Origin of the sequence: Nostoc sp., assembly GCF_036919815.1 — a bacterium.
In the GTDB taxonomy this organism is placed as follows: domain Bacteria; phylum Cyanobacteriota; class Cyanobacteriia; order Cyanobacteriales; family Nostocaceae; genus Nostoc.
The window spans coordinates 1-21,907 of the sequence record NZ_JBALCE010000091.1; the positions used below are offsets into that span (position 1 = coordinate 1).

The 21,907-nt window shown below is 39.3% G+C and carries 14 protein-coding genes and 1 pseudogene; 9 read left to right on the top strand and 6 right to left on the bottom strand.

Going from position 1 to position 21,907, the window contains the following annotated elements:
• Positions 1–509: 509 nt before the first annotated feature.
• Positions 510–1,175 carry a peptide-methionine (S)-S-oxide reductase MsrA gene (gene msrA, locus V7K15_RS21300; protein WP_334908494.1) on the bottom strand — a complete coding sequence of 222 codons (666 nt, stop codon included), beginning with the start codon at positions 1,173–1,175 and terminating at the stop codon, positions 510–512.
• A gap of 176 nt (positions 1,176–1,351) precedes the next feature.
• Between msrA and V7K15_RS21305 the strand changes: the two are divergent.
• A pseudogene (locus V7K15_RS21305) lies at positions 1,352–1,786 on the top strand (YidH family protein); the annotation flags it as partial.
• Positions 1,787–2,011: 225 nt separating this feature from the next.
• Here V7K15_RS21305 and V7K15_RS21310 read toward each other — a convergent pair.
• Together V7K15_RS21310 and V7K15_RS21315 are read right to left on the bottom strand one after the other, a co-directional pair.
• Positions 2,012–4,417 (bottom strand): hypothetical protein, encoded by a 2,406-nt coding sequence (locus V7K15_RS21310; RefSeq protein WP_334908496.1) that lies wholly within the window; start codon positions 4,415–4,417, stop codon positions 2,012–2,014.
• 332 nt (positions 4,418–4,749) lie between these two features.
• Complete coding sequence (locus V7K15_RS21315) at positions 4,750–6,927, bottom strand: recombinase family protein (protein ID WP_334908498.1); 2,178 nt, start codon at positions 6,925–6,927, stop codon at positions 4,750–4,752.
• 78 nt (positions 6,928–7,005) lie between these two features.
• Between V7K15_RS21315 and V7K15_RS21320 the strand changes: the two genes are divergently transcribed.
• Both V7K15_RS21320 and mltA read left to right on the top strand, forming a co-directional pair.
• Positions 7,006–8,361: a proton extrusion protein PcxA gene (locus V7K15_RS21320; RefSeq protein ID WP_334908500.1), complete on the top strand. Its 1,356-nt coding sequence runs from the start codon at positions 7,006–7,008 to the stop codon at positions 8,359–8,361.
• A gap of 105 nt (positions 8,362–8,466) precedes the next feature.
• Positions 8,467–9,765 (top strand): murein transglycosylase A, encoded by a 1,299-nt coding sequence (mltA, locus tag V7K15_RS21325; protein WP_334908502.1) that lies wholly within the window; start codon positions 8,467–8,469, stop codon positions 9,763–9,765.
• 699 nt (positions 9,766–10,464) lie between these two features.
• Here the strand turns inward: mltA and V7K15_RS21330 are convergent.
• The 3 genes from V7K15_RS21330 to V7K15_RS21340 form a co-directional block, all read right to left on the bottom strand.
• Complete coding sequence (locus V7K15_RS21330; protein WP_196514950.1) at positions 10,465–10,698, bottom strand: DUF3134 domain-containing protein; 234 nt, start codon at positions 10,696–10,698, stop codon at positions 10,465–10,467.
• A 195-nt stretch (positions 10,699–10,893) separates the two neighbouring features.
• Positions 10,894–11,322 carry a hypothetical protein gene (locus V7K15_RS21335; protein ID WP_334908504.1) on the bottom strand — a complete coding sequence of 143 codons (429 nt, stop codon included), beginning with the start codon at positions 11,320–11,322 and terminating at the stop codon, positions 10,894–10,896.
• Positions 11,323–12,148: 826 nt separating this feature from the next.
• Complete coding sequence (locus V7K15_RS21340; RefSeq protein WP_334908506.1) at positions 12,149–13,264, bottom strand: PstS family phosphate ABC transporter substrate-binding protein; 1,116 nt, start codon at positions 13,262–13,264, stop codon at positions 12,149–12,151.
• 1,458 nt (positions 13,265–14,722) lie between these two features.
• Here V7K15_RS21340 and V7K15_RS21345 point away from each other — a divergent pair.
• The 6 genes from V7K15_RS21345 to V7K15_RS21370 all read left to right on the top strand — a co-directional run bounded on the left by V7K15_RS21345 (position 14,723) and on the right by V7K15_RS21370 (position 21,870).
• Positions 14,723–15,343, top strand: coding sequence for a hypothetical protein (locus V7K15_RS21345; RefSeq protein ID WP_334908509.1), 621 nt, complete (start codon positions 14,723–14,725; stop codon positions 15,341–15,343).
• A gap of 14 nt (positions 15,344–15,357) precedes the next feature.
• Positions 15,358–15,729, top strand: a complete 372-nt coding sequence (locus V7K15_RS21350) for a hypothetical protein (protein ID WP_292831379.1) — start codon at positions 15,358–15,360, stop codon at positions 15,727–15,729.
• Positions 15,683–18,430, top strand: coding sequence for a hypothetical protein (locus V7K15_RS21355; protein ID WP_334908511.1), 2,748 nt, complete (start codon positions 15,683–15,685; stop codon positions 18,428–18,430). Before V7K15_RS21350 ends, V7K15_RS21355 begins: the two co-directional genes overlap by 47 nt.
• Positions 18,431–18,521: 91 nt before the next feature.
• Positions 18,522–19,376 (top strand): hypothetical protein, encoded by an 855-nt coding sequence (locus V7K15_RS21360; RefSeq protein ID WP_334908513.1) that lies wholly within the window; start codon positions 18,522–18,524, stop codon positions 19,374–19,376.
• Between the two features lie 527 nt (positions 19,377–19,903).
• Positions 19,904–20,953 (top strand): hypothetical protein, encoded by a 1,050-nt coding sequence (locus V7K15_RS21365; RefSeq protein WP_334908515.1) that lies wholly within the window; start codon positions 19,904–19,906, stop codon positions 20,951–20,953.
• A 92-nt stretch (positions 20,954–21,045) separates the two neighbouring features.
• Positions 21,046–21,870, top strand: coding sequence for a hypothetical protein (locus V7K15_RS21370; RefSeq protein ID WP_334908517.1), 825 nt, complete (start codon positions 21,046–21,048; stop codon positions 21,868–21,870).
• Positions 21,871–21,907 lie beyond the last annotated feature (37 nt).

Consider the following 21,907-nt stretch of genomic DNA (forward strand, 5'->3'; position numbering starts at 1 on the left):
AAGCTGTAAATGCTTTAACGTTATTAACTTTTGCTTGAGCATTTACAACAATTGCTTAAGTCAAAGCTGTAAATGCTTTAACGTTATTAACTTTTGCTTGAGCATTTACAACAATTGCTTAAGTCAAAGCTGTAAATGCTTTAACGTTATTAACTTTTACTTGAGCGTTTACAACAATTGCTTAAGCAAAAGCTGTAAATGCTTTAACATGACTAACAAATCTTGAGCATTTGCTGTAAATTCCAGTTGCACAAGCTGTCATCGCTGCTAAAACTATCCTCGATGCACTGATTTGTCTTGCAGATCGCATTTATATGAGGTAATGTATCTAGACAATTTTGCCGGGTTTGTTGGGTTTCACCTTGTTCAACCCAACCTACAAATATTCTTAACTACACAAAACCTGTCCCTCTCCGAGTCGGAGAGGGACAGACTTGAACTTTAGTTTAAGGCAGGGAGAGGTTCGTCGAACTCACGTTAAGTTGACTACCCTACCAACTCCATTTTTATCAACTAACTTGCGATTCAACTACACCCACGGGACAAGAAACATTTGTCCCTCCTAAACCACAATACCCGTTGGGATTTTTAGCCAAGTATTGCTGATGGTAAGCTTCAGCATAATAGAACTCAGGTGCATCCAAGATTTCTGTGGTAATCTTGCCATAACCTGCACCGTTGAGAGCTTGCTGATAAGCTTCCCGCGATGCTTCTGCTAGCTGCTTTTGACTTTCGGAATATACATAAATTCCCGAACGGTATTGAGTGCCAGCATCATTGCCTTGGCGCATCCCTTGCGTGGGATTGTGGCTTTCCCAGAAGACTTTAAGTAGTTCGGCATAACTAATCACTTTGGGATCAAACACAACTAACACCACTTCATTGTGGCCGGTTCGTCCACTACATACTTCTTCATAAGTGGGATTGGGTGTGAACCCAGCAGCATAACCGACTGCGGTGGTGTAAACTCCTTTAAGTTCCCAGAATTTGCGTTCTGCACCCCAAAAACAGCCCAAACCAAAAATGACCTTCTCTAATCCATCGGGATAAGGAGGCTTCAGGGGATTCTTGTTGACATAATGAGTAGCGGGTACTGACATAGATTGTGCCCTTCCTGACAAAGCTTCGTCAGCAGTGGGTATAACTTCCTTTTTGCCAAATCCAAATAGTGCCATTGATTTTGACTCTGATATACATCTTTACCTTATTTACTATTGTAAAGATTCTAGCGATCGCTTGGGGTTTTCTCAGAATCCTCGCTGGACTATGCTGACTATTACAGATACGTCTCAGTGTTTGTTTCACTAATTAATGCTATTCATCAAAAGGAACTTGGCATCAAAAAATACTCATGGATAAAATACCCAAAATTGACCGGCAAAGAGAGCATCAAGCGAATGAGCGTACTTTTCTGGCTTGGCTACGCACCTCTATTGCATTGATTGGCTTTGGTTTTGCGATCGCGCGATTTGGTATATTTCTGCGCCAGTTGAATATTGCTATTACTCAACAACAACCTCCGGTACATCAATTATCCAACTCGGAAAACTTGGGTGTTGCTTTGGTAATTTTTGGAATTTCGACTATTGCGTTAGCTGCGTGGCGATACAACGAAGTTTTCTGGCAAATTGAACGAGGGGATTATAGAGCAAATCGGTTAATGGTTTGGATAATGACCGGAGTAGTAATTATTTTGGGACTTTTCAGTATTCCTTTGCTCTTAAGGCGTGATCAAGTGCCTTCTCGTTATTCTGTTCCAAATCAACCACAGTCCCGAAATTTGCAAAGCTCAACCCCAAATCTCAATGTTAAAAAATGGACAATTACTACTAAATACAAACAAATATTTTTGTTTTTTAAATAGCTCATTATTAAATAATACTTAATAAGTCTTATAGGAATCCGATTTGATTTTTTAAAAAGACTAAGCGAGAATACGCTATTTTAAGTAAAGGGTTATTCGTAATAGGTTAACTTCCTTCTGCTATAATGCAACTTCTCAGACCGAATACTACTTTAAATTATCCCGTGCAGCAGCACGAACAATGCTATTAGGGTCTTGCGTTAGTTGTTGGCAAATGTCGCGGTGAGTATTAGGGTTTTGAGCGATCGCATATCTTTCTGCCCAAAACCAAGATTTATAGTATCTTGCCAGAAATGAACTAGGTATATGAGGATTCATCAGAACCAAAAAGCGAGAAAAGGATGGTCGATCGGGAAATTTTAGACATCGATCCAAAAAAGGAATCGCAGTTTCTGGTTCTTGAGTCAGTAAACTTTTAACAGCAGCTAAATTAAGTTGATTAAAGTAAAATCCCTCACGGACTGCGGGTTGAGTCGCTAACTGAATTAGTAAATCTTTCGGCGCACCAGGGTTTTGAGCAACTGCTAGAGGTAATCTTCGATCTGGATGCTCAGTAAATCTAGTTAGAATCTCGGCTGGGGTTTTCGGATGTTTAGCTACAGCCAATTTGACAATTAACTTATCGTCAGCTAGTTTTGCCAGAATTGAACCATCAACGTTAGGATGTCTAGCAACTTTAGCTCTGACAGCAGTATGCTCGCTATTTGCTAGTTCTAGTAAATCTAGTCCAGATAAATTTGGATTTTCCAAGCTTGCTAATTGTTCTCTAACCATCGAATCAAGTTTGGGATTCGCCAAAGCAGCTGCTTTAACTTCTGGATTGCGATCGTCAATTAACTTAGCTAAAGAGTTTTGAGTAATATTGTGATGACTAGCTACCAAAACTCTAACACCCTGAATTGGATGCTCTACTAATTTTGATAGGATTTGCGGTGAAGTTCTTGGGTCACTTGCTATAATTACGCCATAGTATTCTAAATTAGAAAATGTAATAAATATCCCATTATCGTGTTTATATCTACCTTTTTCAAAATCCATAAGCATCTGTTCTAGGTAGTATCTTCTACGCCTCGCTCCCATTGTATTATATCTAGAATTAACTACGTATTCAGTCTTTTCCGCTTCCTTCATGAATATACATCTTACTTCTTTCCACCAATATCTATCTTTCAACTTCGTAAATAGAGTATCTAAATCGGTAACTACAGGGTTTCTTTTATTGGCATAATGATCCGGTAATTCAGTATTATCTATTGGCAGCATCTGCGGAAGTAAATCAAAAACTATTGTTTCTCGTTGTTTTAAGAAGGTAATACATTTAGTAATTAATTTAGAAACTCTGGAGTGGTTTTCAAGATTATCTAAAATCGATCGAGGTGTGTCAGCAGAACAAATAATATTTAACAAAGTACTTATACTTATATATTCGTGTACTGATTTCTGATTTAAATAAGTTAAAGTGCTTTGATCAATTGCTCCTGCGTACCACAATCGCAGTTCAATTTCTTCTTCCTTATCAGTTGAAATAGATAGTTGCGCTCTATCAATTTTGCTTTCCGCCAGTTCGCGCCACCCAGTTTCCAATTCTCCAGCATAATTAATATGTAGCTTTGCTCCTTCAGCAATAAAAGGAAGGCTATTCTTCGCTAGATTATCGAGTAATTCTTTGGGTGTTTTCGGATGATTAGCAAGAATATTGAGAATTCCTGGAAATGTTTCAAGCTGGGATGCCGCTTTTAGAAAATTTGTGGATATTTCTGGCAATTGAGCCAGTTTAAACATCAGCCTACGGGGAATAAAAAAAATGAGATTTGGTTTCTTATTGAAAGCAACCTGATCCCAGAAATTCATGTCATCATTGGGACAATCAAGACGTAACTGAGCAACTTCTACAACAATATCTTCGCCAGATGTTGATAACTCCAATAGTTTTTTTCTAGAAGTATTCTGATGACTAGCTATAACAATTAAAATTTCTCTACATCTCCAAAAATCTTCAAAACAGAATGTACTTATATACCCTATCTCCATCCGAAGATACTTAATGCCATATTGCTGTTCTAGGGAAAAATGTCCAAAATATTTATCATTGCGAATACGCTTAATATTAGTCTCACAAATGCCAGCAGCAAATTCTATAAAAGATGTTGGTACATTAGATGCACAAACAAGCTTTAATAGTAAGTGAGACTTTAATAGTAAGTTAAAGTTGACTTTTTGCAGAGTTGATAAATCATAAGCCGTATTGCTTTTGATATTTTGCACAATTGATAAATCATAAGCCGGATTGCTAAATAAATCTTCAGGAAATAGATGCGCTAGTCCGATTAACCATTGTGTTGGTGTATTAGGATTACTTGCGATCGCTCTTTGCATTTCCGCATCTTTGTTAGTTCTGGCTTGGATCGCAAGTTCTCTTAATAAACTACTATCGGCGAGAGGATTTGCAGCAACTAATCTCTTTAGCTCATCATTAATTGCAGCTAATTCTCGTAATCTTTGTGGTGAAGTGTGATGATTGGTTGCTTCTTGCTTAAGCGAGTCAAGTGACATTAACTTAACAACTCTCTTTTACTATTTCAGTAATATCATTTTTAATTTACTCTGATATTTCAATAAGTGCTAGGTTGATTTCGTATCGGATAACAATTTATTTGTCCTGTTATGACGATTTACGTAGTTTTGCTACTACAACTAAATCTATAGAAAAATCTAGTTTAGGGAACTTTGCATAAGTTTTATATAGCACTTCTCTGTTGAGTACAATACAGACCTAACCCCCAGCCCCTTCCCTTGTAGGGAAGGGGAGTAAGATTCAAAGCCTCTCTCCTTTTAGGAGAGAGGTTTGGAGAGAGGTCAAAGTTATTGCATCCAAACAATAACCTCTATATAACCGAATGCGTCACACAGGCATTTACTAAAGGTAATAGCGGCCCTAATTGCTCTTGTCCATTTACGGCTAAATCGCTGTGACACAAATAAACTCTCTCGGATACACGAGAGAGTAAATCTGCCAAAATCCTTCGCAATCTTTGTTCTTCTGCTAATTTCTCATCTTCTGCTGTCCAAGGTTCGCCTAACCTGTCTCGCAGGAAAAACGGCGCACCAAACAAAGTCGCTGCACCACCTTTCGCCCATAGGGGTGAACCAGCATCCAGCCAAAAATGCCAACGGTGCGATCGCCTACTAGATCGATATTGAAATATGGTTGCTAATGTGACAGCCTTTCTGACTCCACCAATAGGGCGCACAGGGTAAGGATTGGCGGTAATCGTACCACGTCGCAGTAATTGAATAAATTCAATAATAGTTGTGTGAGGCGTTGTTTCAACTGGGGCAATTTGTCGTAATCTGGTGTCAATTTCCCAATAATGTTGGGCGGTTTCTAATAATTCTCGCAGTGCTGCTAGTTGTTCGTAGGGGAGATTGCTACCATTCCACAAAAAGCGCTGAATTGCTCTGTCTAAGAGGGAAATGGGGCTGGGAATTAAACGCAATTCTTGTTGCGATCGCTGCTCTTCTAACCACTGTAATATCTGATTATAGGCTGTGGTCGCTGCATAGCCAATTCTATCCCAGCGCTCAAAGGCTGATATTGGTAGCAAGTTGGGGCGATCGGGATGGGGTAAAAAGCAGTAATCTGCAATCAAACCAGCACGTACCGGATCAATATCAGTAGAGACGCGATTAATCGCGTCTGTTAAAAGCAAGGAGTTTTCTGGTAGTTGTTGTTTCCTACTCAATACAACCAGCATTTCTGCCACCGCATCCCGATCTACGAGGCGTCCCAAGCCGGGATAAACTAGTGCCAGCATGGTAAGCAATGCGCGAATGATCGGTGAACTAACTAAGGGACGTTGGTCATTAAGCGATTGTACCTGGATGTTTTGCTTAACGAGGATTTCTACTAGAGTATAACGAGCGATCGCATCTAAACCTGGTGCAATAATCGCCACTTGTTCTGCTTCTACTTGCTTTGATTGGATCGCATCAGCAATTACCTCTGCTGTTTGTCGCAATAATTGGGCGCGGGAGGTAGTTTGAATTGAGTGTACAATCTCTGGTAAACTCAACAGTACCATCGGTTCTATAACTAATTCCACCATCTGTTTAGTGAGTTGCTCACCAAGGGACTCAGCAGGCGGCCCTGTCAAGATTTCTACCCGACAACGCTCTGCTAACCCTTCTAAATAGTTGGGATCTGCTCCCAATCCCAATCGCACTGCACCATCGGGATTGTAGCTAAACGCCCCGACTGCACCTTGATCTAATAGCAACTCAAACAAAAGACGCGCTACGCTAGGATAGTCATCAACATCATCCGCCAGTACCGCCTGATAACGTTTAGTTAGATGCTGCTGGTAATTGCGATCGCTCAATAAATATTGACTATAAAGTTCAGTAATAATGCCATAAGTTAATAACCCTCTCTCTAAACACCAGTTACGCCAATCTAGGAGCAAAGATGCCAAAAATTCCGGCTCTAAAGTTGTATTATTTTCCTTCAAACCCCTAGCCAAAATCTGGGCAATATCTTCGCAAGGTACACCACTGTAAGCTGCTAATTGCAATAAGTCTAGGATGCGACGCACTAAGCGAGACTCATTCACTCCCGCAAGACGTAAAATTTCTTCGTCTAATTGGGGACGCCAGAGTTTGGTTGCTAATTCTTGCTCCGTTTCTGGTCGCAATCTTACCGGAAACTGTGCCTTCAGGTTCAACGAGTTAATTAGCAACGGCCAAAATAAAATAACTTCATCCTGAAAAAAACCTAGTGGCGTCTTAGCACGAACCGGATATTTTCCCAACGTAGATGTAACAATTATATCTCCTAACTCTCGACGATTATCATCATTGGCAGCTAAGACTAAAACTCCCAGCTCTGTTTGTTTAATATCTAAAAATTCGCCTACATAACCACTTTTTTTACGTCCTGGTTTTTTAGTATAAAATGATTCAGTATATTGCTTGTCAGATTTTACCCAATTACAAAATTGCTCTACCAAGCGAGCCGTCTTACCACTGCGGCTAGTGCCAACAATCCAAACCGAATGAGAAACCACAAACTTTCTCCTTATAGATTTGCTAGTATACCTCGTGCGTTAACTTAAGGTTAATAATCACCAAATAGTGCTGGATGATTGTCTGCAATGAAAAACTCTGTTTTTAGCCAAAAAATCTATTCTTTCTTACTTGCTGCTTATCGATGGTACTTACAGACTCCCGAACGTTCTTTAGATGAGGCTTATAATGCAGCATTAAAGATTCAGGAAATAGAAAATAAGCATTTCAATGGTAATAAAATAGACATTGATTCAGCCATGTACAGTAACAGCGTCATAGATTATTTTGAGTCAGACCTAAAAAAGCTATTAAAAACTGCGAGAATGCGGCTTACAGAGTTGAAAGCCAGCCGTTGGTTTTTAAATGAAGAAAATCAAAAAGCTGCTGAGAAAGTAGGTATTGAACATCTCAGTCTTTCTTTGGTTTTGGAAAAGCTAAACTTCATCGATCAAGTGATATCCAAATACACAACGATTTCTGATCAAATAACTTCTAAAGCTTTAATAGTCAAACCTCCAAATCTACCAGTTAACTCGGTTATATCGGATGACAAGTCGCTGCTTGTCAACACTCCACCGTTACCACCAAAATTATCAACTAAAGAGTCAGATAATAAACAAAATCCAAACCGTAAAGTTGATGCAACAGGCGTTTTACCCCGCTCTATTTTAAGTACTATCACTCGTTTGCAAGTTGAATTAGACCCTAATTCTGAACAAGAGGTAATTCAGAGTTTCCGTCAGACTCAAAGAAGAACAATAATATCTATCAGGTTTATTTTACTATTAATTATCGTACCACTTTTGACGCATCAGATAGCAAAAGCTTTCGTCGTCGGCCCACTTTTTGAGCGGTTTAGAGGTAGTGAGCAAATGCAGATATTTATAAATTCCGAAATGGAAGAGGAAGCCCTTGCAGAATTAGAAAGATTTGAAGAAAAGCTCAAGTTTGAAAATCTCATTACAAAAGCTCCTCCACTATTGCCTGAGCGGATGGAAATTGAAATGAGTAATAAGGCTATTGATCTTGCTAAAGAATTTCGCCACGAAAGCTCTAATGCTATCAAAAATGTTTTTGCCGATATTTTCTCAGTGGGTGCTTTTATCTCCCTTTTGTTAGTCAGCAAGTCTTCTATTGCTGTGCTAAAAGATTTCGTTGATAATATTGTCTATGGACTTAGTGATAGTGCCAAGGCATTTATCATCATTTTGTTTACTGATATATTTGTAGGATTTCACTCTCCTCATGGCTGGGAAGTACTACTAGAAGGTGTATCGCGCCATTGGGGATTACCAGCAAATAGAGATTTTATCTTCTTATTTATTGCGACATTTCCAGTGATTTTAGATACTATTTTCAAATATTGGATATTCCGATTTTTAAACCGGATATCGCCTTCAGCAGTTGCCACTTACCGTAATATGAATGAATAGGGCATGGGGCATTGGGCATTGGTGAACAATTTTTGTATTGTCAAACAATTAAATTATTTTCGATTTTTGAATTTGAGCGAGGTGGGATAATCTCAAAAGTTTTCAATGAAAAAGATACTTGCTGGGTTAGGAAAGTTCAACAAAATTATCGTTATCGCTATCAGCTTACCTGTGGTTTTATCGATTTTGCTGGTGCGGATGCAATCTTTAACATACCGGGAACTTAGTCCGCCAGAATGTCGTTTGCAAAAGTGGAATATACCAGTTTCCTTGACTGCTGAAAATCAAGATGCCTTTACACAAAAGCAAAAAGCACCATTAATCCAGAGACTAGCAGTTACTTGTTGTCAAGGTGATAACTCTTGTTTGGATGAAGTTCTTTATGGACAAATAGCAGAAAAAAAGGCACTAATGAGTGCGATCGCGCGCAGTCTCCAATACCTGCAAACAGCTAATGCTGCGGCTGCTTATCAAAAGTATCAGGTGGCTGGGATTAAACGCGAACGCGTGTTTCAAAGCTTGAAAAGATTCTGCGAACTCCTATTAAAAACTAATTCTCCAATAGAATTACATCAAGCCATTGAGCGGGAATTTGTTCTTTACCAGTCAGTCGGCCAAGATACCAAAGGTTCCGTTTTATTCACCGCCTATTATGAGCCACTTTATGCAGCCAGTCGCGTCCCGACAGCCGAATATCGTTATCCTGTCTATCGATTACCTCCTGATTTTAACTCCTGGACTAAGCCTCATCCTACACGTCTGGAATTAGAAGGAGCAGATGGTTTACAAGCTGCAAAAGGAAAATTGCGAGGATTAGAATTGTTTTGGTTTAGCGATCGCCTCGAACCATATTTAGCTCAAATTGAAGGTTCGGCGAGACTTCAGCTTCCCGATGGGACTCAGACAACAATCGGTTATGCTGGTAATAACGCTTATAATTACAAAAGCATTGGGAGAGAATTAGCGAATGATGGCAAATTACCACTACAAGGTATAACTTTGCCAATTATTCTCGACTATTTCCAAAAGCATCCCCAAGAATTAAATATTTATATTCCGCGCGATCGCAGCTTTGTTTTTTTTCAAGAAAATCACGGTCAGCCAGCCCAAGGTTCTATCAACGTACCACTAACAGCAGAGCGTTCTATTGCTACAGATAAATCCCTCATGCCTCCGGGTGCTTTAGCCTTAATTCGCACTTCTATTCCCTTTGTTAATCCTACCGGAAAAATGGAGGAGCGCATCGTTAGTCGCTATGTTCTTGACCAAGATACCGGAGGTGCAATTAAAGGTGCCGGTAGGGTAGATTATTTTTTAGGTACTGGGAAATTAGCAGGCGATCGCGCTGGTGTTACAGTCAGCAATGGACAATTATTTTATCTATTACTCAAGTCCCAGAATTAAACACACTCGCATTTTAACGAGTCGCGGAAGTCCCCACCTTCTCTGCGAGACGCTACGCGAACAATGTACTCTAATGGTAGGTATTGTGAGCACAACGACCACGCTCAGTGACCACGGGGCATAAAAATTACATCTGGAATTGATTTTTTACACAGTAAAAACAAATTCTGGATGTATGACGAATGCCCAAAATTTTCTGGTAAGATATATAGTGTCTTGACCATCAATGCCGCAAGCGAAAACCAAGCTAATAGGTATATGTCGCAAGAGAAACCCTTCTCTACGAGACGCTGCGCGTAGCTTGCTTCCACGAAGTGGTACGGCTTCGCTCAGGGTAAAAAATTTGGGTCTTCGGAACCAGGACTCCTGCCCTTGGAGGGAATGTCAGACCAAAAAAACTACGGAGTTTTAGAGGCTATTCCCGATGAATTGGGAAGCTCAGACTTCAGCCGTAGGCAAGTCTGAGTAGTTCACTACTCAGATTCCCGACTTCTCTAAAAATTCGGGAATCTTAGCCTTTCGGGGTAAATAAACTACACATTCCAAATCAATGAAAGGCTTAAGATAAGTAATTATAGCGTTTATTAATCAGATGAGGTACATCATAGCCCCCTCCTCGCTTGCGGGGAGGGGGTTGGGGGTGGGGTTCTTGTATTTCACAAAGGACGAGAACCGCTATACGAATTACGAATTACCCTACTAGGCTTCTAAATCCATCTCCGCATCGTCATCATCATGATCATAAGGGATATCGTCAAGGTCGATCATTTCTGAAATTTCTTCTACTTCATTTAGATACTCAGATTCTTGATGTTCACGTTCGATTAGACGACCAGTTGACTTTAACCATTCCAAGAGAATAAACTCATTACTTGTACGAATTACAGGCGCTCGCTGGTTACGAGGTTCTTCACGCAAAGGACTTATAGGCATAAAAAACTCACTTTGAATTATGGGTCAGCGTGCAGAAACAGTAAAATTGTATACTAGCGTTAAAAGTCTTGTCTAACAACTCTTTTCTCAACAGATAAAATGTGAGCCATAGAGTTTTTCATCTCAACTCCCTCTACTTACCATTAAAATGTCTTCGCGTCAGTTCTAATAATAAATCTTCAAGCGGATGTGATCTTACAAGGCAGTTGGTAGCTTGGCGAGAGTTTCATACATATTAGAGGGCAACGCAGACAATCTGTTAGCTACAGCCACTGCATCAGCTAAGTTACTAAATTGACACCGGACTATATCTTGTCCATTTCCTGAAGGGAAACGCTTCCTAGCTTTGTTAGATACAGCACAAATAATCGCTAAAGCTTTAGCGAACCCATCTTTTGTCAATATTGTTTCTTGAGCAAAGCCTTCAACAGGGATTAGGCAAACCTCAAACCGATAGCCCGGTCTGGGAGAAACAGCTATGTCGATATATGGTTTATCTTCTTTCCTAATACGGCGTAAATATTTGGCTGTCGAATTAGTATCATGCAAATCAGTCCCAAGAGCGTAAGTAAAGAAACAATCTTCTGTGAGGGATTCAGGACGGGTAATTATATCCGTTGGCATAAGTTCAACTACTATCCGTATGTTGTCGGGATTTGTGACAGATTTTACTGTCCATTCTTCTTAGCACATTTTTTGACAGTGAGATGTATCAGTTTCACGCGAGGTATTGCAATACAGTTCTACTCACTAAAAATTTCAAGTTTTGGAATGCTGAAGACTCATATCCCTGAAGGTCTCAGGTTTATTAACTTTGAGACTATGACCTATCGCTTGAATATCTCTTAACAGCATATAAAGTGACATAAAACACCTCCAGAATCAAAGAGTGTGGAGATTTAGATTCGGAGAGGCGTCTATATAGTCAGTTACATGACCGAAAATATTTCTCAACTAGCTAACTATAACATAGTTGACGGTTGAACTTTTTTCAACTATTCCGACCGATAGATATTCCGTCACCAACAACAGTAGGGTTGTATTCAATTGTGACATTTAGATAACTAAATTTTATAGCTCTTAACTAGTTCTAATTTTTACTGAGCGTAATTATAGAGAGATGATAAATTGGGAAGTAAACTGCTGGATTATTATTGGGATTGCTATAAATAAAACCCCAGGATTGTAAATATAATCCTGAGGCAGAATTTTCATATCCTTGTCAACATCTTTTAGCAAACTGTGAAATATGGCGTTGCTGATTAAGAGGATGAATTTCGTTTCGCGCAAATGGGCAAGAACATGGTAATTTCATACTTAAATTTAGCAACGCCACTGATATCTGTTAAACTCTGCAAACAGAATTAACAGCTATTCTCCAACAGGCTGCTAGGTTAATTTATAAACCTAATTGCAACCAGAAGCACCGAAAGGAGTATTTAGGCAAGTCTTAAAACAGACCTTTAGCCGCAGTTTTAATGGTAGTGGGAAGAGGAGCATATCCCAGAGATTTAGCTAAGGCATCCCCAGCTGATCCGAAAGCCGAGTTGAGGAAAGTTTTAAAATCTGCACTACCTGAGTAAAACACCAAATAACTTGCTGTGGAAATAGGATAAGCATTTGGACGGGTTGGATCGCTCAAATTATCAATTTTAATCAGCTTGCTAGCAGTATTAGTACTGTATTTTACAACAGTCCCACCTAGAAGAGCGTCTGTAATTGAAGTTGTTGAGGCAGCAGTGTAATTACCTGCCTTGTTACGTAAGACTGCGGCAGGTAGAGCTTTAGCTGTACGTGTAGCATTATCAAGATAACCAATTGCACCTTTAGTACTTGCGATCGCAGTGGCTACACCACCACCACCAGTAGCACCAATGAAACTGCCTGGCCAAGCAACAGTTGTACCCGCTCCTTTATTCCAAACACCAGATGCTGGAAGACCTGGAGTCGCAGCAGCCTTACATGCTGTATTCAGATGACTGGTTAAAACAAAAGTGCTACCACTTGAGTCAGTACGATGTACAACTTTGATGGGTACATTTGGTAATTGGCGACCGTTATCTGCACTAATGCTGGGAGCGTTCCAATTTGTGATACTACCGTTCAAAATACCACAGTAACTAGCTCGTGAAAGCTTAATTCCACCAGCAGGTGGAGTAAGACCAGTAGCGTTATAAGCTAATGTGATTCCGACACCGATCACAGGCACTTGGATGTAACCACGCTTAGTACGGTTTTCGGTTGCTACTACGGGGTCGTCACTAGCTGCAAAATTGACTGGGAAAGTGATTTTGGGAGTAGTACCTGCTAGTTGCTTTTGAGTGAATAAAGCTGTTAACCCTGCGCCACTACCAACTGGAGCATATGTGAAGCTGAACTTAGGAGCGACTGTTTTTAGACCTGTAAAGAAAGCAGTTACAGTGCTTGCACCTGCACCATTACCTAAAGCGGTCTCAGCTAGAGATTTCTGAGTAGCAGATTGACCTGCTACTAAACCAATTGTGATGGCAAATACAGAAATTGAACTTACCAAATTATTCGATTGACGATCGCGATAGAAAACCATATCAAGCTCCTTCAAGTTAATTTTAGGGTTTAACACCCTAATAAATCTAAATCAAGTGTCAAACTGGCGATTATTATAAATAACCTCTAAGCACCAGAAATTGGCTTTATAAAGGTTATTAGTAAATCAAAAGTTTGCACAAAACGCTGAAGAATGTAGAGCAAATTAAAAATATAGAGTGTATTAAGCTATTGCTAATCCACACTATTACATGATTATTTGCTAGTTAAAAACTCTACATTCCAAAGTAAGTTAGTCTAAATAAACATTCAGTGGCTTTAGTATAAGGGAGTGGTTAGTAGGTACTATGAATCATGCCTCAATTCCCATTTTCAGTCTCTTATTGCGTTTTTAAAAGCCATGTTTAATTTTACCCACTTACTTGGGATGGCAATTTTCTCTCAATTATGAAAACCACTTTCTTTCATGTAAACGCGCAGCAGTTTGCTAGAAGCTACCGCTAATGTGCGAAGTAAAGAAAGTCAGGATTTCACAAATCTTTTAGGACTGCTATAACTAATAGCTGTTAAAGTTTGCCAACCAAATAAACAATATAAGGTTAAGGTAAAGCTGAAGTCATGATTAGATTATGGAATGATTAAATAACTGATATATATTTCTGGAATTTAGAGGCGTTTAAAAAGTGGTTTTTCTAGCGCTTTTTTATTAATTCGCCAGAGGAAAATCTAAACCTTTCAGTTTTACTTATTAAGCTTTTTGTAGAGGTTTTAATAAGTATTTAATAAAGTTTACGCGGTTTACAAATTAACCACTGTGTGTATCAACGCAAATAGGTTGTTTCAGCATTTTATTGGTTGCGTAGGCGCAACCCAAGCAAGACATCGCCAAAAAATAGCTGAAAAATCTAGCTAGAATAACAGAAATCTAGATTAGCGTGGTATATTTCATGCTATCGACAGTAGACTGATTAACGCGGATATGAATTGTAGTGCTGATATAATCTCCAAAAGTATTCCCAAAAGCCTTTGCAGATGGGATACTCTAGCCATTGCGTTGCAAACTTGCCCAAATTTGTAGCAATTCATGTACTAATTTGTAGTACATTAGGTAAAGATAACACCTTACAAAACAGTTGTTTGGAGGGATAAAATCTTTTCTAGAGAAATTGTAACTATGCTCCCAAGCATTGTCTGCCGTTTCTACCAGATTTCCCAACCTCTAATTGAGGCAAAATCGCTGGGATAGAAAAAGTTTAGGAGGACTCTGGCAGTTCTGGTTTAAAGCTCGAAACCTAGTTTCTAAAACTACGCATATTTACTTTTTAAACAAAACTTAATATTTTATTAACTTTCATTAATAAAAATTTATATATAATCGAAGACTTTACTGCAAACTTCATAATTTCATTAAAAATGAATATTCAATCATGTTAAATTGAAAATGGCTGTAAAATTTTAGACAACGAACACTCATAGTACACCATAGGAAAATTAGCAAATGTCTAGACAAAGTTCTCACGAGAGAAACTTTTTCAAAGCTTTAACTGGTAGTGCCGTCAAAGGATCTCATAACTTCAGACTGGGACTTAAATCTGCCCTGATGATTCTGGTTGAATCTGTACCTTTTTTGATTGCTTGTGCTGTACTCATAAGCGTTATCAGCCTAAAAAGTCCTATCCTGCTCTTTTGTTTACTAGTTGGTAGTTTAATTGTAGTGATCACCCAGCAAATTGGGGAGCAGGTGAATTTACCAAGGCGATCGCTAGTATTATTACAAATTTTAGTAGCAGCCGTAATTTTGAGTTTATATTGGTTAGACTGGTTTGCAGCCCCTGCACAAGCTCAATTTTTTGGTAAAGCTGAAGACTTTTTCAAAAACAGCTTCCGTGGTTCAGCAACCAATGGTGGTGATAGCAACACACCAATAAGTTTGATATTTAATGTGTTACGCGCGATTTACTTACTCTATATTGCAATTTCCTTAGTTGGTGTGATTAACGCAGTGCGTAAAGATGAGGATTGGCAAAGCATTGCCAGAACTCCCCTATTAGTCGTTGTTGCTGTTACCGTTGCTGATGTACTTACAGGCTATGTAATTGGCGCTAGCCCTAATAAATAATTCAGATATTTCAAATGTCTCAAGAGCGGGAACAAGAATTTCGTCCAGTCAATCAAGTTCTGGGAAGCCAACCTTCATTAGGACCAATTCCTGCCGATCAAATTCTTCCTTGGACGGTAATCGCCTTAGCCTCATACTTTATTATCAATGGGATTTTTGGTGGGATTTTCCAAGAAGAGTTTCAAAAATGGTTGTGGACAGTACTAATTACTGGTTGGGGAATCGGAACTTGGTGGATTTTAACTGGTGGTAGGAGTTGGAGCTTTTTAAGTAAATTTATTGGCGTTCCCGCTTGGACAAGAGGCTTTGCTCGTTATCAAAGCTTACTAGAAGTTAACCATGAAGCAAAAAATCGGAAAACAAAGCGTCGCCGTCGCCGGAAATGAAAGTAGATTAACACCATTTGAAGATGCCTTACACTTGGCGACAATGCTACGTGTGGCAATCAATGGACGTGATATTGGGGCTTACCTTCTGACAAAAGGCACTCAAAAAGATCGATTCTGCTTTGTTTTTGGTTTTGACTGTAAGGGAATTCATACCACCTTAAGACCTGAACAAATCGATACACTTTTTAATAACATTGAAGCTGGATTGAAAGACATCCCTAGCGGTGAAAGAATGACACTGCATTTGGGATCTTTTAGTTCAGACAAAGAGCGCCAAAAAGAATTAGCATCATTAATAAAAAATACGCCATCACGAGATATCAAATATCTGTTGATGGCGGAAAGAGCTAGACTCAAAGAACTAACGATTTCTGGTATTCGTAAGCCAAAATTTTTGCGGATTTATGTCACTTACACGATTGAATCCAACTCCAAAAATGGAGATGATTGGATAGAGAAGCTTTTGGTTAGAGCTGAATCATGGTGGTTGAAATTCAAAGGGGAACTCTCAGAAATAGAAAACCAGCGCATTGAAACCCTGATCACAAATGCTTACAAACAGGGTTTTCTGCGTTGGGAACAAATTTTATCTAACCAAATGGGATTGGATGTCAAACCTTTGAAAGCTGAGGAACTCTGGGAGGAAATCTGGAAAAGGTTTAATGATACAGATCCAATAGATATTCCCCAGTTAATGACTTTAGATGAACAAGGACTACACGAGCAAGTTAATTCAGATTTGGCTAGTACAAAATTGCTTATAGACAATATCCACGGCACAACTTTGCTGATGGAGTCTAGCATACCTTGTGCCGATCGGCGCTGGGTTAATGTTAACAATAATTATATTGGCGCACTGTCATTTCTCGAAAAACCCGGAGGTTGGTCAAATAAATCTACCCAACTGCGCTATTTATGGGAACTTTTGGCGAGAGAAAGAGTAGTAGATACAGAGATTTTTTGTGAGCTGACTGCGGCAAATCCAGCAATGGTGAAAACTACTTTGCAACGAGTGCTGAAGCAGTCAAACATGACGACAATCATGGCTCAAGAAAAAAGTAAAACCATTGATGTCAATGCTCAATTAAAGTTAAAGAAATCGGTAGCAGCCCAAGAACAATTATTTGAAGGTGCAGTCCCGATTTATACGAGTGTCGTCATTTTGGTACATCGTCCAACTGTAGAAGGATTAGATGAGGCAACAAGATATATTGAAAACTGTTTTCAACGTCCAGCAAAATTAATTAGAGAAACTGAGTACGCCTGGAAAATTTGGCTGCAAACTCTACCGATAGTTTGGGAAGGTTTGTTAGCAACACCCTTCAATCGTCGCCAGCTATATTTAACAAGTGAAGTTCCGGGATTAATGCCTTTAGTTTTAACTAAAAGAGGCGATAAACAAGGCTTTGAGTTGATTGCTGAAGAAGGTGGAACACCCGTACATTTAGATTTATTTAATCAACACAAAAATTTAGCTTTGTTTGCGACAACTCGTGCTGGTAAATCCGTATTGGTATCAGGAATTTTAACTCAGGCTTTGGCGCATGGCATTCCTGTAGTAGCGTTAGATTTTCCCAAACCTGACGGGACATCTACTTTCACTGACTACACAGAGTTTATGGAGGGGAATGGAGCGTATTTTGATATCTCCAAACAATCGAATAACTTATTTGAACAGCCAGACTTACGATCGCTAGAACCAGAACAACAGCGCGATCGCTTTAACGATTATACAGGTTTCCTAGAATCAGCTTTAATGACAATGGTTTTAGGATCATCCACTGAAAGTCAAATTTTATCGCAAACCGTGCGATCGCTGCTCAACTTAGCATTAGAAGCCTTTTTTGCAGATGAGGGCATCAAAGAGCGATATCGACAGGCGATGGCGGGAGGATTTGGCACTCTTGCTTGGCAGAAAACCCCTACCTTAAAAGATTTTCTCTTTTTCTGCTCACCAGATCACTTGCAGCTAGATTCTTTAAGTGGCAGAGTAGAAGATGCCCTCAGTCAAATTCAACTGCGCTTGCGGTTTTGGCTTTCTAGTCGTGTGGGACAAGCGATTTCTGCACCATCCAGCTTTCCTACCGATGCACAACTTTTAGTTTTTGCGCTTAGAAACCTATCAGATAGTGAAGATGCAGCCGTACTATCTTTGAGTGCCTATTCAGCCGCACTACGACGCGCACTCAGCAGCCCAGCTTCCATATTCTTTATCGACGAAGCACCAATTCTATTTGAATTTGAGCAAATTTCTGACTTAGTTGGTAGAATTTGTGCCAACGGCGCAAAAGCCGGGATTAGAGTCATCTTATCAGGACAAGATCCTGATACTATTGCCAAATCTAAAGCTGCATCTAAAATTTTGCAAAACCTAACAACACGATTGATTGGACGCATTCAGCCTGTTGCAGTGGATAGTTTTGCAGAGATATTAAAATATCCCCGCCAAGTTATTTCTCGTAATGCCTCAGAAAGCTTTTTTCCCCGTAAAGAAGGCGTTTATAGCCAATGGCTACTAGATGATAACGGGATTTATACATTCTGCCGTTACTATCCAGGTTACGAACAATTGGCAGCAGTTGCGAATAACCCCTCTGAACAAACTGCACGTAGCAAAATGATGCAACTTCACAGCAATAAATATGAAGCAATTTCTGCATTTGCACGTCAGTTAGTGGCTAATTTACGTAGTAGTTAATCGGATTATGTAAGCAGTTAACAGTGATGCAAAAACTTATAAATCATAGTTAAAAAGCTTAATTTCATCTACCTTTTTCAAGCACAAATGTATGCAAAAAACTACCATTTTTACTCTGATGTTACTATCCCTGGCAATCCTACCAGCAATGGCACAAGTTCAACTGGGATCTGGTTTAGGCGAGGTTTGGACTAATTTTAAATCATATTCCACAGATATGGGAAAATACTTTCAAAATAATCTGAGCGAGAACTTAAAGCCTATAGAAACATACAGTCAAAATGCTCTTGAGAGTTCCAAGGGAAATACAGAATTGAAGATACCTAACCCTGTAGATGCGGGACAAAAGGTTCGTGATAACATAATCAACGAATCTTATCGTTCAGAATCTAAAGCAAGCCGCTTTGAAAATAATGCAGCAGTACGGGCAAATGGAGTTAGTAATGAACTCAATCGTTTTATTACTCGTGGAGCAGCGGAAGCTATTCTTGGTAAAGATGGGCAAAATCGGACACAAGTAAAGTTAGAAAATACTGAAAACACACTAAAAGATATTGACGCAATTAACGAGACGGCAGGGGCAAAGAACGACCTATTTAGTAGTAGATTTAGTCAATTAACTACAGGTCTAGCAAACAATTCAACTCAAGTTCAAATCGGTATGAGTACTATTTCTGGTTTATCAAATTTAGCACAAATGCTAGGTGAGAATAACTTGCAAACTATTAAGATTCAACGTGCACAATCAGTAATTTTAGGTGAAACCTTTGCTCAGACAATACAAACGAATCAGTCTTTACAATATTCTAATTTAAATTTAGCAAATATTTCTCAGCAGGCAGAAGAGGCGAATCGCGCTCGGAGAGTAGATACATCTACAGAAGCGGCGCGACTTTTACGAGTTACTTCTCAACTGGATTTGTTTGGGAGAAAAGTTAATAAGTAGGATTTTAGGAGAAAAAACTCTAATTTTCCAGACAATTTTTCAAATCCTTAAGAGGTTGTTTGAAAAGTGGTTGCCTGTGATTTGAGGGACTTAATTAATCCCCCCCTAGCCCCCCTTGAAAAGGCTACAGTGTACATACAAGTCGAATTACCCCCCTTAATCCCCCCTTATAAAGGGGGGAAACAACAAATCTAGTTCCCTCCCCTTTATAAGGGGAGGGTTAGGGTGGGGTAAAACCTTGGTTAATCAGCTATTTCAGACTTGTGTGTACACCGTAGCCTTAAAAAGTGGGGAACCGGAATCAAAGTCCGCCAATTTATTGGGGTATTTAGGGGATCTAGAACGTTTTGCTACCGACAAGAGGACTTTTAAAACATCCTCTAAACTTTTTCCAAACCAACAAGAAGTCTAAAGAATAGTTTTGTCGGGTGCGTTAGCGAGAGCATAACGCACCGAAAGCATCCAGGATGGTGCGTTAGGAACGTAACGCGCCCTACGAAATCTAAAAAACAGCCCATTAACTCAAAATGCAACTTGCTATTCAACTAATTTTTGGCCAAGTAGGCATTGATCAGATTATCGATAATGGTGCGGCAACTTCCCAAAGTATTGCCCAAGGTTGGGACAAACAATGGCTGGATTTATTACAAAATAATACCAGTAATAACTTGTATGGAGCGCTAACAAATCTGGGTATTTTTTTTGCAGTAGGAACCCTGTTATTTTTTATGATACAATTCCTCAAAGACTTAATATCCTACGAATATACCCGTCCCATATCAGCCTTAATTTGGCCTTTTATTGTGGTGCTTCTTTTAAGTAATTCAGGCAATGGAAGTATCCTTTCTAATCTGACTCTAGGAGTGCGGAATTTTCTAAACACTGTGAATCAGCAAGTATTGGTAACAGCAGATGCGAATAAAACATACCAGCAAGCACTGAATATGAGTGTTGCCGAAGAAGTAGCTGGCTCTTTTCTGCGTCCTTGCCAGTCGCTTACTGGCGAACAACAAAGTCAATGCTTTATCAAAGCTGCCGAAAAAGTCAACGTTCTCTGGCAGAAATATAGAGATATATACGGAAATAAAAGCTGGATAAATAGACTACAAACTAAGGTAGATAATATCAGATACGGCACTGGCATTGTATCAGAAACCTCATTTAATTCTTTGTTAGGTTCTACAGTCCAAACAAGTATCAAAAACTTTTTAGTTTCCTTACAATATGCCTTCCAGAATTTGATAGAAGTTACGATGTTGCTGATAGCGGCTTTAGGTCCATTAGCTGTAGGTGGTTCTTTACTACCTGTAGCTGGTAAACCAATCTTTGCATGGCTGACTGGATTTTTATCTATTGGAATCGCCAAGATTTCATTTAATATTATTGCTGTGCTGACTGCCGCAGTTATTGTGAATGGGCCAGGTCAAAATGCTAATGTTGATCCAGACTTAATGTGGTTCATAATTTTTCTGGGAATTTTAGCACCAATTGTATCTTTACTTGTGGCTGCTGCTGGCGGTTTTGCAGTCTTCAGTGCGATCAGCAATACGGCTTCTTTAGTAAAGGAGAGGACATAATAAATTCCAAATGAATAAACTCAATTTTGGCAAGTGTCATGACTGCTGATTAGATACAATAACTGAAGTTTTTTGCAAAAGGAGGTGAGTAAATGGTGCGTTTACTGGAAAAAAGACAAAGAACGGCAAGTGTTTTGACAATTTTTGCGATCGCAAGCTTCAGTTTACATATATTAGTTTTACTTTTATTCTTATTCCAAGGGATAAATATTCGCCAACTCAGTCTGAGAAAATCTCCCAACTTTGTGCAATTAATAGATGGTAAACCAGTAGCTAATATTGATGATTTAGCCAGACAACCAGAAGCAATTCGCCAATTCATCAGCAAAACGATGATATCAATGTTTAGCTGGTCTGGAACCTTACCACCACAAACTATCGAAGAACTTGCAAGCCCAAAATCAGATTTAGGAATTCTTATTCAAACACCTCAAGGGAGTAGCCAAAAAATTAGCACCACCAGTTGGATAGCTAGTTTTGCTTTATCAGAAGATTTTCGTAAAGGTTTCTTAAGCACAGTCGCAGAAATGACACCGCCAGAAGTTTTCTCTGAAAATCCCAACCAAGCGATGACATCACAATTAGTTATTAAGCGGGTTTATCCGCCAAAACAAATTGCACCCGGTAAGTGGCGAGTGGGTATGGTAGCCGACTTAATTCAAAAAAACCGAGTTGGCGGTGCAAAACTCATAACTCCTTTTAACAAAGATTTCCTTGTACGTGCAGCAGATTATTTCGCTAATCCGCAAGCCGACAATGGCACAAACCTGCAAAAAGCAATTTATAGTGTCCGCGCTGATAGACTAGAAATTTATGAAATTCGTAACTTATGTTTGCTAGATGGCTACAACAACCTGAACGAAGATAAATTAAGGCAATGCGGTTCTGGACAAACATCTGATAGCTTTATCAGATAATCGATTTCTACTTCACTGGCTGATAGTTCAATTTATT

Excerpts from the sequence above, each read along its gene's own strand:
- V7K15_RS21365 (WP_334908515.1), top strand. The coding sequence starts at position 19,904 with ATGCAACTTGCTATTCAACTAATTTTTGGCCAAGTAGGCATTGATCAG.
- V7K15_RS21355 (WP_334908511.1), top strand. The coding sequence starts at position 15,683 with ATGAAGCAAAAAATCGGAAAACAAAGCGTCGCCGTCGCCGGAAATGAA.
- V7K15_RS21360 (WP_334908513.1), top strand. The coding sequence starts at position 18,522 with ATGCAAAAAACTACCATTTTTACTCTGATGTTACTATCCCTGGCAATC.
- V7K15_RS21350 (WP_292831379.1), top strand. The coding sequence starts at position 15,358 with ATGTCTCAAGAGCGGGAACAAGAATTTCGTCCAGTCAATCAAGTTCTG.
- msrA (WP_334908494.1), bottom strand. The coding sequence starts at position 1,175 with ATGGCACTATTTGGATTTGGCAAAAAGGAAGTTATACCCACTGCTGAC.
- mltA (WP_334908502.1), top strand. The coding sequence starts at position 8,467 with ATGAAAAAGATACTTGCTGGGTTAGGAAAGTTCAACAAAATTATCGTT.
- V7K15_RS21330 (WP_196514950.1), bottom strand. The coding sequence starts at position 10,698 with ATGCCTATAAGTCCTTTGCGTGAAGAACCTCGTAACCAGCGAGCGCCT.
- V7K15_RS21370 (WP_334908517.1), top strand. The coding sequence starts at position 21,046 with ATGGTGCGTTTACTGGAAAAAAGACAAAGAACGGCAAGTGTTTTGACA.
- V7K15_RS21335 (WP_334908504.1), bottom strand. The coding sequence starts at position 11,322 with ATGCCAACGGATATAATTACCCGTCCTGAATCCCTCACAGAAGATTGT.
- V7K15_RS21310 (WP_334908496.1), bottom strand. The coding sequence starts at position 4,417 with ATGTCACTTGACTCGCTTAAGCAAGAAGCAACCAATCATCACACTTCA.
- V7K15_RS21340 (WP_334908506.1), bottom strand. The coding sequence starts at position 13,264 with ATGGTTTTCTATCGCGATCGTCAATCGAATAATTTGGTAAGTTCAATT.
- V7K15_RS21345 (WP_334908509.1), top strand. The coding sequence starts at position 14,723 with ATGTCTAGACAAAGTTCTCACGAGAGAAACTTTTTCAAAGCTTTAACT.